This window comes from Peribacillus sp. NPDC094092, assembly GCF_050279365.1.
Lineage (GTDB): Bacteria > Bacillota > Bacilli > Bacillales > DSM-1321 > Peribacillus.
Map to the genome: position 1 here is coordinate 1173268 of NZ_JBNNUC010000002.1, position 17680 is coordinate 1190947.

Annotated in this window: 16 protein-coding genes; 15 read left to right on the forward strand and 1 reads right to left on the reverse strand. The window is 39.9% G+C overall.

The window, feature by feature from the left end:
• Nucleotides 1-13: 13 nt before the first annotated feature.
• The 7 genes from ypeB (at nucleotide 14) to fni (ending at nucleotide 6309) form a co-directional block, all read left to right on the forward strand.
• Entirely contained in the window at nucleotides 14-1369 is a 1356-nt protein-coding gene (ypeB, locus tag ACQKNS_RS14740; RefSeq protein WP_427643850.1) for a germination protein YpeB, read from the forward strand.
• A 162-nt stretch (nucleotides 1370-1531) separates the two neighbouring features.
• A complete protein-coding gene (locus ACQKNS_RS14745; RefSeq protein WP_427643852.1) occupies nucleotides 1532-2191 on the forward strand; it encodes a flagellar brake protein in 660 nt (219 codons plus the stop codon).
• Nucleotides 2192-2257: 66 nt separating this feature from the next.
• On the forward strand, nucleotides 2258-2443 hold the full coding sequence (locus ACQKNS_RS14750; protein ID WP_427643854.1) for a YpfB family protein: 186 nt from the start codon (nucleotides 2258-2260) through the stop codon (nucleotides 2441-2443).
• A 187-nt stretch (nucleotides 2444-2630) separates the two neighbouring features.
• Nucleotides 2631-3305 carry a (d)CMP kinase gene (gene cmk / locus ACQKNS_RS14755; RefSeq protein ID WP_427643856.1) on the forward strand — a complete coding sequence of 225 codons (675 nt, stop codon included), beginning with the start codon at nucleotides 2631-2633 and terminating at the stop codon, nucleotides 3303-3305.
• 2 nt (nucleotides 3306-3307) lie between these two features.
• Nucleotides 3308-3889, forward strand: coding sequence for a lysophospholipid acyltransferase family protein (locus tag ACQKNS_RS14760; protein WP_427644234.1), 582 nt, complete (start codon nucleotides 3308-3310; stop codon nucleotides 3887-3889).
• A gap of 214 nt (nucleotides 3890-4103) precedes the next feature.
• Nucleotides 4104-5243, forward strand: coding sequence for a 30S ribosomal protein S1 (rpsA, locus tag ACQKNS_RS14765; RefSeq protein ID WP_427643858.1), 1140 nt, complete (start codon nucleotides 4104-4106; stop codon nucleotides 5241-5243).
• 19 nt (nucleotides 5244-5262) lie between these two features.
• A complete protein-coding gene (gene fni / locus ACQKNS_RS14770) occupies nucleotides 5263-6309 on the forward strand; it encodes a type 2 isopentenyl-diphosphate Delta-isomerase (protein WP_427643860.1) in 1047 nt (348 codons plus the stop codon).
• A gap of 59 nt (nucleotides 6310-6368) precedes the next feature.
• Here the strand turns inward: fni and ACQKNS_RS14775 are convergent, their stop codons facing one another.
• A complete protein-coding gene (locus ACQKNS_RS14775; protein ID WP_076365623.1) occupies nucleotides 6369-6500 on the reverse strand; it encodes a YpzI family protein in 132 nt (43 codons plus the stop codon).
• Nucleotides 6501-6613: 113 nt separating this feature from the next.
• On the opposite strand from ACQKNS_RS14775, the gene ACQKNS_RS14780 reads away from it, so the two are divergent.
• The 8 genes from ACQKNS_RS14780 to ACQKNS_RS14815 all read left to right on the forward strand — a co-directional run bounded on the left by ACQKNS_RS14780 (nucleotide 6614) and on the right by ACQKNS_RS14815 (nucleotide 17548).
• Entirely contained in the window at nucleotides 6614-7234 is a 621-nt protein-coding gene (locus tag ACQKNS_RS14780; RefSeq protein ID WP_427643862.1) for a YphA family membrane protein, read from the forward strand.
• Between the two features lie 494 nt (nucleotides 7235-7728).
• Nucleotides 7729-9039, forward strand: a complete 1311-nt coding sequence (der, locus tag ACQKNS_RS14785; RefSeq protein WP_427643864.1) for a ribosome biogenesis GTPase Der — start codon at nucleotides 7729-7731, stop codon at nucleotides 9037-9039.
• Between the two features lie 16 nt (nucleotides 9040-9055).
• On the forward strand, nucleotides 9056-10108 hold the full coding sequence (locus ACQKNS_RS14790) for an NAD(P)H-dependent glycerol-3-phosphate dehydrogenase (RefSeq protein WP_427643866.1): 1053 nt from the start codon (nucleotides 9056-9058) through the stop codon (nucleotides 10106-10108).
• A gap of 384 nt (nucleotides 10109-10492) precedes the next feature.
• Nucleotides 10493-11830, forward strand: a complete 1338-nt coding sequence (locus ACQKNS_RS14795) for an APC family permease (protein WP_427643868.1) — start codon at nucleotides 10493-10495, stop codon at nucleotides 11828-11830.
• A 781-nt stretch (nucleotides 11831-12611) separates the two neighbouring features.
• Entirely contained in the window at nucleotides 12612-14717 is a 2106-nt protein-coding gene (locus tag ACQKNS_RS14800) for a sigma 54-interacting transcriptional regulator (protein WP_427643870.1), read from the forward strand.
• A gap of 298 nt (nucleotides 14718-15015) precedes the next feature.
• Complete coding sequence (locus ACQKNS_RS14805) at nucleotides 15016-16389, forward strand: putrescine aminotransferase (RefSeq protein WP_427643872.1); 1374 nt, start codon at nucleotides 15016-15018, stop codon at nucleotides 16387-16389.
• 222 nt (nucleotides 16390-16611) lie between these two features.
• Nucleotides 16612-16809 carry a DUF2768 domain-containing protein gene (locus tag ACQKNS_RS14810; RefSeq protein WP_048681698.1) on the forward strand — a complete coding sequence of 66 codons (198 nt, stop codon included), beginning with the start codon at nucleotides 16612-16614 and terminating at the stop codon, nucleotides 16807-16809.
• A 13-nt stretch (nucleotides 16810-16822) separates the two neighbouring features.
• On the forward strand, nucleotides 16823-17548 hold the full coding sequence (locus ACQKNS_RS14815; protein ID WP_427643873.1) for a hypothetical protein: 726 nt from the start codon (nucleotides 16823-16825) through the stop codon (nucleotides 17546-17548).
• The last annotated feature ends 132 nt before the right edge of the window (nucleotides 17549-17680 follow it).

Consider the following 17680-nt stretch of genomic DNA (forward strand, 5'->3'; position numbering starts at 1 on the left):
GAGGTGAAGGAAAATGATCAGGAATATAGTGATTGCCCTGCTTGTTGTAGTTGTTGCGGGAACTGCATTCTGGGGCTATCAAGAGCATAAAGAAAAAAATGCTGTATTAATCAATGCTGAAAATACGTATCAGCGAGCCTTCCATGATTTAAGCTATCAAGTGGATTTATTGCACGATAAGGTCGGCAGTACTTTGGCTATGAATTCACGTTATTCATTAAGTCCGGCTTTAACAGATGTTTGGCGTATCACTTCCGAAGCCCAAAGTGATGTCGGGCAGTTGCCATTGACCTTGCTTCCTTTTAATAAGACAGAGGAATTTTTATCTAAAATTGCGGACTTCAGTTATAAAACAGCGGTACGTGACCTTGAAAAAGAACCATTGAATGATAAGGAATATGCGACTCTCCAATCGTTGTACACACAGGCAGGGGACATCCAGGGCGAATTAAGAAAAGTTCAGTATCTAGTCCTAAAAAACAATTTAAGATGGATGGATGTCGAAATGGCGCTTGCATCAGGAAAAGAAAATTCGGATAACACGATCATCGACGGATTAAAGACAGTAGAGAAAAAAGTATCTGGGTATGGGGAAACGAATGAGATGAATCCGACTTTTACTTCTGCACAACAGAGGGATGAAAATTTCAAAAATTTGCAAGGTGAAACCATTACAAAAGAAGAAGCCATTGAGACGGCAAAAAAATATGCACACTCAAAAAGCAAGAATTTGAAGGTGAATGTGGAAGAGAACGGGAAAGGGTCCGATTTTGGATTTTATAGTGTGAGCATCCTCGATAAAGATTCCGATACCGAATTGAATATGGATTTGACAAAAAAAGGCGGTTATCCTATTTGGTATATCAATAATAGGGACGTGAACAAAACAAATATTGATTTGAATCAAGCTTATACAAAAGCAGAAGAATTTTTAAAGGAACATGATTTCAGTTCACTTGAATTATTTGAAAGTGCTCAATATGATAATATCGCATTATTGAATTTCGTAACATCAGAAAATGGCGTCAAGATCTATCCAGATTCAGTCAAGGTCAAAATCGCATTGGATGATGGATCCGTTATAGGGTTTTCAGCCGACGAGTATTTAAAATCACATAAAACCAGGGAAATAGGGAATCCGAATATTTCCGAGAAAGAAGCGAAGGACAAAATCAATAATAATGTAAAAATAATGGAAGAAGGAAAGGCATTAATCATCAATGATATCGGTGAAGAAGTCCTTTGTTATGAATATCTCGGTACGATTAAGGATGATACCTACCGTATTTTCATTAATGCAGATACCGGTCAAGAAGAAAAGGTGGAAAAATTAAAGAATTCCGAACCGATATACGAGAATATAATTTAATTTAAACTTTACCGCATATCATTAGTTATAGGGAAATGTGCTTAGTCACTTTCCCTTTTTTCTATTTCGTGACATAATAACTTAATGATTATTGGATTATATGGGGAAATTGGTAGGTAATATTATTCAGTTTCCTTCCAATCAAAAAGGACGTGGAAGACGATGGTTAAAATTGGTGATATATTAATGCTCGAACCGAAATACCCAGAACAGAAGGAAAAGTTCAATTGTATGGTTGTCGAAGTGGGACCGGGTTGTGTCTATACCGATTTTCCCATCAATGTAGGGACTAAAAAAATTGCCTTTCTCATGGATGGTACACAGTTCAACGTTACATTTTCCAATGAAGAGCAGGCTGTTTATGTATTCGATTCAGAATTGCTTGGAAAAGTGAAAGGTAGAATACCCATGATGCAACTGTTGCTGCCCGGAACAGAAACGTTCGTGAAGATCCAACGGAGGCAATACGTACGCCTGGATGTAACATTGGATACAGCCATTCATCCTGAACATTCAGAGTTTACCCCTTTTCGCGCATTAACGGAGGATATCAGTGCAGGCGGCGCCTCGATAAGGCTTATAAAAGGCACTAATATTCAATCTGTTTCGCAATTATACCTGTGGATGGCGCTTACGTTAAAATCAGGGGAAATTCATTATTTAAGGCTAAAAAGCAAAGTCATTCGCGTAACGGAGAAAAAGCAAGGAAATATGCTGATGCACGTCCAGTTTCTTGAACCTGCAAAAAATGATGTACAGACATTAATGAGATTTATATTTGAAAAGCAGGTGGATTTAAAGAAAAAAGGCTTGTATGTATAACATGATTGAATGAAAAGTAGCGATTCCATCCATACTGCTAATATAAACGGATGGAGGGTGCGGTTTATGAAAACATTTGAAAGACTATTAATTAAAGTGATCATCATCCAATTGGCCTGCTTATTTCTTTTCCAGTTCCTTTTGGGCAGGGAGGATCAAATCTTTGATTTGACCAAGCTCTCGAGGTATGAAGGTGTCACCAGCAATAATTATACGAAAATCATTGAAACATTCAATGGAACGCAAAAGTAAAGCGGTGATCCGCTTTTTTTGTATGAGATTTTCAGGTGAAAGATACCTTTTGATGGCTGTATCAATCAAAAAAACAAAGGTAATATTGAAAGTACATATCCCTTTTATTAATGATTTTCCCGCTAGTTGTGATAAAATGAAAGGGTACTAAATAATCAGCATGATTGTAGGATTCTTGGGAGGATTTATGGATAAAAAATTATCAGTCGCAATCGATGGGCCAGCTGCTGCTGGAAAAAGCACGGTTGCTAAAATTGTTGCAGAAAAGTTCAATTACATATATGTGGATACAGGTGCAATGTACAGGGCCCTTACCTATAAGGCCCTAAATCAAAAGATTCGCCTGGATGATGAACAAGCATTATCAGAAGTTCTCATCAATACGGAAATCGAATTAAGACCAAGTGAAAACGGACAGTTGGTGTTCTTGGATAATGAGGACGTAACAGCCCACATCAGGAACAATGAAGTGACCGGTTCCGTATCGGAAGTGGCAAAGCACCGGAGCATCCGGGAAGAATTGGTTCGCAGGCAGCAGATCTTTGGTGAAAATGGCGGTGTCGTCATGGATGGCAGGGACATCGGTACGCATGTTTTACCAAACGCCGAAGTAAAGGTATTTCTAATCGCTTCTGTGGATGAAAGGGCACAGCGGAGGCATCAGGAAAATATAATGAAAGGTTTTCCATCAGATATCGAAAAATTAAGGGAAGAAATCGCAACAAGGGACAAGCTGGACTCCGAACGCGAGGTATCGCCACTGAAAAAGGCAGCAGATGCTATCGAAATAGATACGACTTCATTATCGATTCAAGAAGTTGCAGAAAGTATCATGTCTTTAATAGAAGAGAGGAAAAGATGACATTGGATTTTTACACATTTGCCAAAAACGTCGTAAAAGGCATTTTAACGCCTTCGTTTAGGGTTAAAGCACTCGGAAAGGAACATTTCCCTAAAGAGGGCGGAGTATTGATCTGTGCCAATCATATTGATAATTTGGATCCGCCCATAGTTGGCATGACATCTCCAAGGGATATTCATTTCATGGCGAAGGAAGAGTTGTTTCAAGCACCTGTTTTAAAGGGTATATTACCTAGAGTAAATGCATTTCCCGTAAAGCGGGGCAATAGCGATCGGGAATCACTTAGAAAAGGTTTGAAGCTTTTGAAGGAAGGCAAGGCGATCGGTCTGTTTCCCGAGGGAACCAGAAGCAAAACTGGTGAATTGGGAGAAGGTTTGGCGGGGGCTGGCTTTTTCGCATTGCGGTCTGATGCCGTTATCATACCGTGTGCAATTATCGGCCCATATAAATTTTTACGTCCGTTGAAAGTCGTTTACGGCCCTCCAATAGATTTCACCGAATATCGCGAACAGAAAATATCAGCCGATGAAGCTACAAAAATCATCATGGACCATATTCGGAAATTGATTTCCGAGCATAAATAGTCCTTCATACTTGACAATTTTCTGTTTTTGTTAGAATTTATAAAATAAGGGTATTGTTCCTTCATGCAGATGAAAAGGAATATAACTTTATTACTCTAAAAAAACTGTTTTTATCTTTAGTAGGAAAGTGTTTTTATTGAACCACTTTAAATAAAATATGTGGCCGATGAAGAGGAAATTTGCTGATCAGTCATGGGTTAAGGAGGAGTTAGTAATGACAGAAGATATGAATCAGGTAGAAGTGAACAATTACAAAGTTGGGGATCAAGTTAAAGCAACCGTTTCAAAGGTAGAAGAAAAACAGGTCATTGTCGATGTGGAAAACAGCAAGACGGATGGAATCATACCCATCAGTGAGCTTTCAAGCCTGCATGTCGAAAAGGCGTCAGATGCCGTTTCGGAAGGTGATGCATTGGAGCTTGAAGTGATTAAAGTCGAAGAAGAAGCTCTTATTCTATCAAAACGTAAAATTGACGCTCTTAAAGCATGGGATGACCTGGAATTGAAATTTGAAAATGGAGACGTATTTGAGGCAGAAGTTAAAGATGTCGTCAAAGGCGGACTTGTTGTAGATCTAGGCGTACGTGGTTTTGTTCCAGCTTCTCTAGTAGAAGACTATTTCGTTGAAGACTTTTCTGATTACAAAAACAAAACTTTAACATTCAAGATCGTTGAGCTTGAGAAAGACAAGAATCGCTTAATCCTCTCACATCGGGCAGTGGTCCAAGACCAAAAGGAAAAGCAAAAAGCAAACGTTTTGGATAAGATTGAAAGCGGGCAAGTGCTTGAGGGTGTGGTCCAAAGGATAACCGATTTTGGTGCATTCGTGGATATTGGAGGCGTAGACGGCCTTGTCCACATTTCCCAGCTTTCCCATCAGCATGTCGACAAGGCATCGGATGTCGTTTCCGAAGGGGATAAGGTACAAGTGAAAGTACTGTCCATCGATCGTGATAATGAAAGGATTTCGCTTTCCATCAAGGATACCCTTCCGGGACCATGGGCAGGCATTGGAGAAAAAGCGGCCAAAGGCTCTACACTGGAAGGTGTCGTCAAGCGCCTTGTTTCTTTCGGTGCATTCGTGGAGATTTTTCCAGGGGTAGAAGGGCTTGTCCATATTTCACAGATTTCGCACAAGCATATTGCCACACCGCAAGAAGTACTTAAAGAAGGCCAATCAGTCAAAGTGAAAGTGCTGGAAGTCAATGAAACGGATCAACGTCTATCATTGAGCATCAAGGAACTTGAAGAACCTCAATCCAATTACAACACCTCGGATTATGAACTCCCTGAAGAATCGAAGGGCTTTCAGCTAGGTGAAATGATCGGTGATCAATTGAAAAAACTAAAATAAGATAATAATGGTGATGGCCTTGGAGAGAAAACAACGAAAATTAGATCATATAGAATTTGCGCTAAAGACAGGACAGCAGCATAAAACTGGGCTAGAAGATATTTCGTTTATTCACCAAAGCTTACCAGGTATTTCCTTGAATAATGTGAACCTCACAGCAGAAGTTGGCGAACTTGAATTAAGTTCGCCAATTTTTATAAATGCCATGACCGGAGGCGGAGGCCCTGAAACCGAAAAATTGAATGGTGACCTAGCAGTTGCTGCAAGGGAAACGGGAATTGCCATGGCGGTAGGATCGCAAATGGCAGCCATCAAGGATTCTGCCCAGCAAGCTTCTTTTAAAGTTGTAAGGAAGGAAAATCCTGATGGTGTGTTGATTGGTAATCTCGGTGGAGAAGCAACAGTCGAACAGGCTAAGTGGGCAAGCGAAATGATCGGGGCCGATGCCCTTCAGATTCATATTAACGTCATCCAGGAATTGACGATGCCTGAAGGGGACAGGGATTTTGCGGGAACCCTTTCGAGAATAGAAAAAATCAACAGAACGATTGGAATTCCCGTCATCGTAAAAGAGGTTGGGTTTGGGATGAGTATGGAAACGGTGCGGCAATTACATTCCGTGGGTGTTTCGATCATTGATGTAGGCGGGTTTGGCGGAACGAATTTTGCTAAAATCGAGAATGAAAGACGAGCAAAAATACTCGGATATTTTAATGAATGGGGCATACAGACAGCCGCTTCGATTGTCGAAGCAGTTAATGTTTCACCACAGCTTTCAGTCATTGGATCAGGTGGAATTCAAAGCCCTTTGGAAATTACAAAAAGCCTGGCATTAGGAGCGAAAGGAGTCGGATTGGCCGGACATTTCCTCAAGATCTATAAAGAGTTGGGCTTGGAACAATTGATTAAAGAAATACACTACATACATGAAGATTTGAAGGTCATCATGACTGCGCTCGGGTGCGGTACCATCCCAGAACTAAGGAAATCGAAATTAGTCATCAAAGGAAATACCTATCATTGGTTATCTCAAAGAGGTATTGATTGCTCGGCGTATGCTAAATGAATGAACAAAAAAGAAGCATCTCATTGAATTGAGATGCTTCTTTTTGTTCAGGGACAGACTTAACTATTCCTTTTTCGTGCCTCTTCAGGGCCCTCCATTCTTGTTGCCCCTTTATGATCAAGTGATTGGTCCCTGTCGGACTCCACTCGTTTACTTTCTTTCAATTTCTTCTCTTGCCGATCTTTTCCCATGTTCACACCTCCTTTTAATTGATAGGGGGAAGGTTTTCCTCATTAAATGCCGTGCTTCATGTTTATACTTTGAATAAACAAGCCATAATGTTCCTAAAAGGGGGGGACGCTGCATGGATGGAATTATATTTTATTGGATTTCATGGATAGTTTGGGTCATTGTCATGTTTTTTATTCCAAAAACGGTTCCCTATCGTTTTGATTTTCTTTTTCATCTATTAGCCGTGATGGTATTAGCGGGCTATAAACTGGAAGCTCCATTGGTTTCCGTTCATTTAAGCGGTCTGTACCTTTTCTTTATACTGTGTGTATATATTAGGAAGAAATCAATCATCAAGATGGTGGAGCTGATCAGCGGAAGTCTTATTATCACTCTCGCTTATGCCAGTTTTCAACTTTTTTCTTTGCTTGATCCGATATGGCTCATCATGAAGCCCGCTTATCTTTTGTGTATTTTCCTGAATTATCTTATCCTATTACTTTTTAAAAATTGGAAACATCGACTGTTCGTCCTCTTAATTGGAATGATGATGGGAGATATCATATATTCTGCATTACTTGTTTACCACTCATTACCTTATGTGGCCCTTGCTTACGGATGGCATGATAATGCAGTTCTGGTATTGGGCGCAAACATGGCGTGGAGAATGTTGGAAATGGTTGGCCAATACATTTATTTAATATCCCAAACGAGACTTTTATCAAAACAAGCAAAAGAGAATTTTAATCAATGAAGAGTAAGGTGAAAAATGGTTTGGGGTATTAGCCGCTAAAAGGGAGAAATATAAATGGAACCAATTGGTATTGGAAGGCTTTTATTCATACAATCATTGTTGATTGGCGAGAAATTTGTTACTATAGGATAGTTAGAGGTCTGTAGATAAATCGTAAAATGCTCTAAACAATTAAAAAGGAAGCCGTACGTCGAAGCTTTCTTCATTTTTTTGGGCTGTTTATAATCAAGTTTGAGCATGCAGGTGGTTCTGCTTCACGTCACTATAGGAACCGGGGCGTCAATTGGACAAACTGTACGTGAATACTTGATGAGTTTAACTGAACATCAGTTGGGATTTTCTTGCTGATGGAAGATTCCTTTAAATGATGATGAATACAGCCTTTTCCTTTAAAAGGAAATGATGAAAATCAATAATGCAAAGCAATCGTAATAAATGCATTCATGAATTTCGTGACTTTGACAGAGATATAGTAGCAGAAAGGGTGAATAGCAATGCCAAAACCGGTAATTGCGATAGTCGGTCGTCCGAACGTGGGAAAATCGACAATCTTTAATAGAATAGTTGGAGAACGGGTTTCGATTGTCGAAGACGTTCCTGGAGTAACCCGGGACAGGATTTATAGTTCTGGTGAATGGTTGACACATGAGTTTAACATAATTGATACAGGTGGAATTGATATCGGTGATGAGCCGTTCCTGGAACAAATTCGCCAGCAGGCTGAAATTGCCATCGACGAAGCTGATGTGATAATTTTCATGACGAATGGTCGTGAAGGGGTAACGGCTGCTGATGAAGAAGTAGCTAAGATACTCTATAAATCGAGAAAGCCAGTTGTCCTTGCAGTAAATAAAGTCGATAACCCAGAAATGAAAGATCAAATTTATGATTTCTATGCGTTAGGTTTTGGGGATCCATTCCCGATCTCCGGTTCTCATGGACTTGGTCTTGGTGACCTTCTGGATGAAGCGGCCAAACATTTCCCGAAATTCAGCGGCCAGGATTATGCTGATGATGTCATTAAATTCAGTTTGATTGGAAGACCGAACGTAGGTAAATCATCTTTGGTCAATGCATTGTTAGGTGAAGAACGTGTCATCGTAAGTGATATTGAAGGTACGACTCGCGACGCGATAGACTCTCCTTATAAATATAATGGCAAAGAATATGTCATTATTGATACAGCAGGGATGCGGAAAAAAGGTAAAGTGTATGAAAGTACGGAAAAATATAGCGTACTTCGTGCATTAAGGGCAATTGAACGTTCTGACGTTGTTCTTGTGGTCCTGAACGCTGAAGAAGGTATTCGTGAGCAGGATAAAAAAATTGCCGGATATGCCCATGAAGCGGGTAGGGCGGTCATCATCGTCGTCAATAAGTGGGATGCCATCGAGAAAGACGAAAAAACGATGAAGGATTTTGAAGAAAAGATCCGTGCCCATTTCCTATTCTTGGATTATGCGCCGATCATTTATCTTTCTGCCTTAACGAAAAAACGGACACATACCTTAATACCGGTCATTGATCAGGCTAGTGAGAATCATGCTATCCGGGTTCAGACAAATGTCTTGAATGAAGTGGTCATGGATGCGGTTGCGATGAATCCGACACCGACCCATAATGGTAACCGTTTGAAAATTTATTATACGACTCAGGTAGCGATCAAGCCGCCAACTTTCGTTGTATTCGTTAATGATCCGGAGTTATTGCATTTCTCATATGAGAGATTTTTAGAAAATCGAATTAGGGATGCCTTTGGTTTTGAAGGAACACCAATACGAATTTTTGGACGCCAGAGAAAATAGTAAAGGTGGTTATATCATGGTGAAAGATAAAGAAAGTATCGCAGTGATTGGAGCTGGGAGCTGGGGAACTGCTTTAGCGCTCGTAATCGCCGATAACCAGCATGAAGTGAGATTATGGGGACATAATCAGGAACAGATCAATGAAATAAATCAAAATCATACAAATGAAAAATATTTGCCTGGGATTGAATTGCCTTTGGGAATTAAAGGATATTCTTCCATTAAGGAAGCGTTGGCAGGGATTGAAATAATTATATTGGCTGTGCCGACCAAAGCCTATAGGGAAGTGCTTGGTCAGATTGAAGAGGCTCATGATAAACCATTGACAATCGTTCATGTGAGTAAGGGAATTGAACCTGATTCACTGCTTCGTATATCGGAAATGATTGAAGAAGTCTCTTCGTCTGAGTGGCTTAAGGATATAGTGGTACTTTCAGGCCCGAGCCATGCTGAAGAAGTAAGTCTGCGTCACCCGACAACAGTTGCCGTTTCTTCAAAGAATATGCAAGCTGCCGAAAGGGTTCAGGACATCTTTATCAATAATAATTTCCGTGTATATACAAATCCGGACATGATCGGTGTTGAAATCGGAGGGGCATTGAAGAACATCATTGCTTTGGCTGCCGGCATTACCGATGGATTAGGTTATGGGGATAATGCCAAGGCTGCATTAATGACACGAGGATTGGCTGAAATATCCCGTCTAGGGGTGGCCATGGGGGCTAACCCATTAACGTTTTCAGGTTTAGCTGGGATTGGCGACTTGATCGTTACTTGTACAAGCGTTCATTCCCGTAATTGGAGAGCCGGGAATATGCTTGGTAAAGGACAAAAGCTTGAAGAAGTTTTGGAAAACATGGGTATGGTCGTTGAAGGTGTCAGAACCACTAAAGCAGCCTATCAATTAGCCCAAAAGTATGAAGTGAACATGCCGATCACAGAAGCCTTGTATGATGTTTTATTCAATGGGGAAGAAGTGAAAAAGGCTGTTGACCTTTTGATGAATCGTTCAAAAACGAATGAGATGGAAGAACTTTATAACATATTGGATAGCAGGCAGCAAGATTAACCTCCAGTTTGTTGATTTCTTAAAAGAATTTCATTAAATTAGGCATTTGATGATGCGCCTTGCCGTGTATCAGCATACAATGCAACGAAAGTAAACTAGTAATTTGACCTCGGCACGGGGGATTTAGTCAAATGAGCAGAAGATATCCAGATATCTTCTGCTTTTTTTTGGTCAAAAAATCATCTGTTCTCTTATGATTTATGAATAAATGAATAGTTTATTCAGTTTTGCATAAAACGTTCTACATATTTCCTTGTTTTTTGTTAAAAATCGACTATTTTTTTTGGTATGAAAATTGCTGTGTGTAATATGACCAAAAAATTATGAGGCAGGCAAGAAAAGTTGGTTTACTTTTTTCGCTAAAAAAAGGAAGGGGAATGATACATGCAAACAGGTGAACTGAAAAGGTCTTTAACTTTATGGCATATCGTATTGCTTGGTGTTGGATATATGACGCCGATGGTTGTTTTTGATACATTCGGGATAGTTTCGGAACAAACGGGGGGGCATGTGCCAACCGCATATGTCATTGCTCTTTCAGCGATGTTGTTTACTGCGGCAAGTTATGGGAAAATGGTGAAAATCTATCCACAGGCAGGTTCATCCTATACTTATACACAAAAAACGATTAATCCACATTTAGGCTTCCTTGTCGGGTGGTCTTCGTTACTTGATTATTTATTTTTACCGATGGTGAACGGCATTTTAACAAAAATATACTTAACTGCTCTTTTTCCGGATGTATACCCGTGGATATGGGTAGTGGCATTTGTCCTTTTAATGACAGTCATAAACTTATTCAATGTTAATATTGCAGCCAACTTTAATAGCTTCCTTGTCTTTTTTCAAATGTTGGTCATCGTTATTTTTGTGGCACTTGTCGTTAAAGGAGTCATGAGTGGAGAAGGCACTGGAGAGGTCTTGTCGGTTCAGCCGTTCATCGGGCCGCACCTGGAAATGTCGACTCTCATATCTGGTGCTACGATCCTTTGTTTTTCATTCTTGGGGTTTGACGCAGTCACTACTTTATCGGAAGAAACTTCGCATCCATCCAAAACGGTTCCCCGGGCCATCTTTTTGACTGCCCTTATCGGAGGGGGATTATTCGTGACGGCATCATTCTTTACACAGTTATTTTTTCCGGATGTTTCCCGTTTTAGCGATCCTGAAGCAGCTTCACCGGAAATTGCCCTATTCGTTGGCGGAAAGTTATTTCAGGCTTTCTTTCTTGCAGGAACCTTATGTGGTACCCTTGCCTCCGGTCTTGCATCTCATGCTAGTGTTTCTAGGTTGCTATATGTCATGGGGCGTGACCAAATGATCCCAAAAAAACTATTTGGGTTTATCCACCCCAAATACAACACGCCGTTTTTTAATGTCATATTTGTCGGATCCATATCATTGGTTGCCTTATTCCTTGATTTGGTTACGGCCACTTCCCTCATAAACTTTGGGGCTTTAATGGCTTTTACCTTCGTGAATATTTGCGTAATCGTCCACGCAATAAGAAATAAAAGCTTCAGAACGATTAAAGGATTTCTTTCAACTATTCTTTCACCGGTTTTAGGCGCGGCTTCGGTCTTCATCCTTTGGCTTAATCTCGAGATGAGTTCATTGATTTTAGGAATTGTCTGGGCGTTAATTGGGATTGGCTATCTTCTGTATCGGACAAAATGGTTTACGGAATCCCCTCCGCTATTCCGTTTTGAAAAAGCACAGTGAATCTAATGTATTCATGTAGCAAAGGTGGTTGTTATATGGCTGATGAGAAAATGAAGAGGGCGGCGTTAATTCCCATGCCTGTTGTTTTATTTTTCGTCCATGGCGTCAGCGACTGGTGTCCAGCATTATGAGCAAGAATATGTCACTGATTTCCGGAAGCTATGGTCATACTTTTCACAGCATACAGTTATGGAAAGATCATTCCTGCGGCAGGTTCGGTATATGCGTATACAAAAAAGTCTATTCATACATATGGCGGTTTTCTTGTAGGCTAGTCGGTAATGATGGATTAATCGCTCATTCGAATGGTCAATTATTGCTGTTCGGCTCCTAACAGCTTCCTTCTGAAACGGCTTATACAAGGGTCCTGAATTTACTGATTATTGTGACGTTTATCGCTGTCATGTGGATGAAATTGGCTATGAAAGCAAATCCTTTAAGTTTTTATAGTGTTTTCAAAACTTTGCATACTGGTATTGAACCGTAATGACGGTATGATGGAAGTTGCCCTATTTTTATAAAAAGCATATGGCGAGGGCGACCATACTTGGATGCGAAAGACGATTCGAATAGACGGCATAAGAAAAGGTGAACGGTCATATATAACATAAGTCAAAGGTGCATACCAGGTTTTTAGGTCAAAGGGTCCGTTAAAGGACCCTTTTGTTGTGAAACGAAAAAAGGTAAATGGTGGATATTGAGTAATGATGCAAGTATTTTTTATCTTGCAATTCAGAATTATGATAAAATATAGGTTAGGTTACAAAAGGAGAGTGAAAATGTGTTATCTATTCCGGATGATAAAATAAGACCATTCATAACTATAACAATTGATCAGCCTACATTTTCAGACCAAAAAATTCATGAGATACAGGAACCTTTCTTCTTTCTTGTGAAGGAAAATCAAGTGTTTGCGTATATCCGCATGGATGACCTCCCGTTAAATGAAAAAATAACGACAGTCGATCAACTTTTACAGTATGCTTTTTCGATTGATAATGTCTGTAAATTGCACCCTAACATTTCCTTGCCGCTCCTGTTTCAAATTATCGGTGAACCTATCGTACTGATAAAAACGGATGATGGCCAGCTAACCGGTTATGTAAAAAGGGAAGATGTATTAGCTGAATTATTCAAGCAGGACAGCAAACAAAATTTAGACCTGCTAAATGTTATTTTAACCTCCATTCCCATGGGGATTTTCGTGGCTGATAAAGAAAAGAATATCGTGAACTTTAATGAATCAGGCTTGAAGATGATAAAAAAGCCTTCTGAACAAGTCCTTAATGAACCTGCTGCGAACATTTTCAATAAGCAGCATATACATAGCGTGTTTGCCAGCGGGAGCAGTATTCTGAATCAGCTGGAGATTACTGATGTCATGAGTGTCCTTGTCGACTATAGCCCGATTCTGAACCATGAAAAAGAGGTGGAAGGCCTGATCATCATCGTTCAGGATTTACCGATGGTTGAGGAAATGGCCATGGAAATAGAATTGATAAAAAGCTCGAATAAAGACTTGAATGCCATTTTGGCGAATATCTATGATGAAATACTTGTAGTCAATCAAAAAGGAGAGCTGCTTCGCTATAGTGACAGCATCATCTCAGGGTTCTGGGGGAAGAACTTAAAAGATTATATAGGGAAGAATCTCTTGCAATTAGAAGATGAGGGGATTTTTAATCCTTCGGTCACCCGGTTAGTCCTTGAACAAAAGAAGAAAGTATCGATTGTCCAGGATACGAAAATGAATAAGAAAGTCTTATCCGTGGGCACCCCTGTGTTCAATGAAAAAGGGGATATAGATCGAATAGTCATTGCATCAAGGGATATAACGGAAACGACACAATTGAAATCGGAATTAAATGAAATGAGGAAAGAACTGGACTCTTTCAAAAAACAAGATCAATTTTATAAAGAGTTGGTTTTTGCAAGTCCTAAAATGGAGCAGATAATCAGCCAAGTCAGGAAAATCGCTCATTTTTCATCTACAGTATTAATCAATGGAGAGTCGGGAGTAGGTAAAGAAGTGATAGCCGAAGCCATTCATAAAATGGGCAGACGATCCAAACAACCTTTCCTGAAGATAAATTGCGGGGCGATTCCGGAAAACCTCCTCGAAAGTGAATTATTTGGTTATACGAAGGGTTCCTTTACAGGTGCTGATAAAAATGGCAAGGTAGGATACTTTCAACAGGCAAATAAAGGTGTTTTATTCCTTGATGAAGTGGGTGACATGCCGATACATTTGCAAGTCAAACTTCTGCGGGTCCTCCAGGAACAGGAAGTGATTCCGATTGGCAGCACTACGCCCATTTCCATTGATGTTCAAATTGTTGCAGCCACGAATAAGAGTCTGGAAAAAATGGTCGAAATGGGCACATTCAGAGAAGATTTATTCTATCGATTGAACGTCATACCTATACATGTACCGCCTTTAAGGGAGAGGCCGGAGGATATACCACCGCTCGCCTTTCATTTCCTGCAAAAACTGAATGAAAGGTATCAGCGGAATTACCACTTTTCCCCTGATGCATTAAATATACTGGAAGTCTATACCTGGCCGGGGAATATTCGTGAATTGCAGAACATGATTGAAAGGTTGGTTGTTTCTGCAGACGAAGAGATGATCGATGCTGACTTCATTCAAAGGTTCATACCTGTGGGCAGTGACTTTAAACAATCGAAACCCATCATAACGAGGATACTTCCACTGCAGGAAGCACAGGATCATGTCGAAGAACAATTGATCATGCTTGCCATGAAACAGTATAAAACCACGACCAAAGCGGCTAAAGCGCTCGGGATAAGTCAATCGTCAGTGAGCAGGAAATATCAAAAAGTGTTAGCTGAACAGAGTAAGAAAATCGAAAACAATGCATTTTGAATAAAAGCCGTTGCCGAGTGATGCAAATCACTTGTCAACGGCTTTTATTTTTATTGCAGGTTTTAGGAAAGTTTTAATGATTTTCAACATGATTATGCAAAGTGAAATAAAGGTATGCACATTTGCATAGTATCGAAGCGATTTATCAAAAAAAAATGCGATTTTATTGGTTAATTAACTTGGCATGGTTCTTGCTTGATTAATAAGTATAAGAAAAAAGGGAGGTAAGCATCAAAGTTTCATAAAGAAGCAATCTTAATTAACCAACAACTAGTCATAAAAAAAGGAGATTAAAAAAATGTCAATTAACCTAGAAAGTAAAAACACTCAAGCTAACCAAACAGCAACCCAGGATTATATTAAAAAAGTGCTTCAATTAATCGAACAAAAAGAAATTTCAAAAGAAGATGCACAGTGGGTAACAAAAGAAACGGTCGAGAATTTCCGTAACCATGTTAACCCAGGGTTTTTGGAATACCGCAAGACGGTCACTAAAGACACACAATTCGCTTCGGTGGAGTGGTCTGATCAAGATTCCTGTTTTACGGATGTAAATGGAAAAAAATATATTGATTGTTTAGGTGGATTTGGTATTTATAATGTAGGCCACCGTAACCCTAAAGTAGTGAAGGCTGTAACCGATCAATTGCAAAGACAAGCCCTCCATAGCCAGGACTTACTTGATCCATTACGTGCAATGCTTGCCAAGATCCTTGCAGAAATCACGCCGGGAGATCTACAATACTCGTTCTTCACGAATAGCGGTACCGAGAGCGTGGAGGCTGCACTTAAGCTGGCCAAAATGTACAGTGATCGACACACGATCATTTCCACGACAAAATCATTTCATGGGAAAAGCCTTGGTTCACTATCGGCAACGGCAAAGGGCATGTTCAGAAAACCATTCATTCCATTGATCCCAGGTGTGCGTCATGTACCTTTTGGTGATGTGGATATGATGAGAAAAACGTTTGAAAGTTGTGCGTTGGTCGGTGAAGATGTTGCTGCTGTGCTATTGGAGCCAATCCAGGGTGAAGGTGGGGTCATCCTTCCTCCTCAAGGTTATTTAAAGCAGGTTCGTGCATTATGTGACGAATATGATGCGTTATTAATATTGGATGAAGTGCAAACTGGAATGGGCCGTACAGGTAAAATGTTCGCTTCCGAGCTATACGATGTTGTTCCGGACATTATTTGTTTAGCGAAAGCATTTGGCGGCGGAGTAATGCCAGCAGGGGCTGTTGTAGCCAATGAGAAAGTGTTTAAAAGCTGGTTCGACAATCCATTCATGCACACTACGACATTTGGCGGAAATCCGCTAGCTTGTGCTGCGGCCATTGCTACGATCGACGTACTTTTGGAAGAAAACTTACCGCAGCGTGCTGCAGAAGTTGGTGAATACTTCTTAAATGGGTTAAGGGAAGTGGCTGATGAGCATAAAGATAAGGTTTTGGAGATTCGCGGCCAAGGTTTGATGATTGGTATTGAGTTCCATAAAGATGAAGTGGGTTATGAATTCTCAAAAGCCCTCTTTGATAAAGGCATCTTGGTAGCAGGTACGCTCATAAATTCCAAAACAATAAGGATTGAGCCGTCATTGACTATTAAGTTGGATGAAGTCGATACAGTCATTAAAGCGTTTAAAGAGGTCTTGCCGACGCTTCAATCTTAATTTAAGTAAGCAGAAAAACAGCCTTTGGGCTGTTTTTTTTTGATTGGAGGGATGGGGTGTGGGATTGCTTACATATTTTTCGTTTATTAACTGCTCCCAAGGATTTTTTTTCAAGAAAAATGAGTCATGGGAATGGGAATTACACAGATTGGACAAGGATTTAATTCCTTTAACGTAATTTGGTATGTTATAATAATTTCTGGAAAAAGGAGTGATGAAGATATGACACCTGCTCTGCAAAAAATGTGGATATCCTTTATAGCTATGGGCTTTATGGTTATCTCTATATTTCTAATCTACTTAAGCCGCTATAAATTAAAAGGTTTTTGGAGAGTCTTGACAGCAATTATCGCATACATACTTATGATTCTGGCCGGTTTGATCATCCTTATCGTTGTTCTTAGCGGGCCAACCACTTGATAGGTGAGGAGAAATGATGAGAAATTTTTTCAAAATATTATGTTTATTATGCATCTCTGTATCATTATCTGGCTGCTTATACCCGGAGAAGCAAAAAATCCAAAACCAACTGCCTTATAAAGAGCAAATACAATCAGTCCAAAGTGCAGTGGATCAATTTCAGAAAGATGAAGGCGGCATACTGCCGATCGTTACAAAAGATGCTGAAACACCGATTTATCAAAAATATGTCATAAAATTTTCTAAGATTTCACCAAGGTATATGGCTGAACCGCCAGACAATGCCTTTGAATCGGGAGGCGTCTTTCAATACATCCTCGTAAATGTTGAAAAGGATCCGACTGTAAAGCTGTTGGATGTCAGGATGGCACAGAAGATTCAGGATGTTTCCCTGAGATTGACTGCTTATCAGCAAAACAACGGATACCCGCCATTTAAGGAAAGGTTATCCGATAATGTCTTCACTCTTGATTATGAGAAAATGGGCCTGAAGGAAGCTCCGACGGTCACGAGCCCATTTTCACAAAAAGACTTATATCTTGTAGTCGATGGTCAAGGAAGTATTTTTGTTGATTATACCCCGGATTTACTTGAGGCATTAAAGAAGCATGAGGGGGAAATGAAGCCAGGTGAAGATATCCGGGAACTGCTGGTTCAGAGTTCCGAGTTCGTCCCTGCCTACTCATTGCCATATACAATTGATGGAAAAACAAATAATCCAATATTTCTTACAAAATAGGCATAACCCTTCTTCTGCAAAATATATTGTAGGGGAAGGGTTATTTCTTTTATCTTTATTTCATCTTACTTTTAAAATAACAACCCTTATATAAAATTTCTGGTGGAGGAAGGGATTGAACCAGGGAAATAA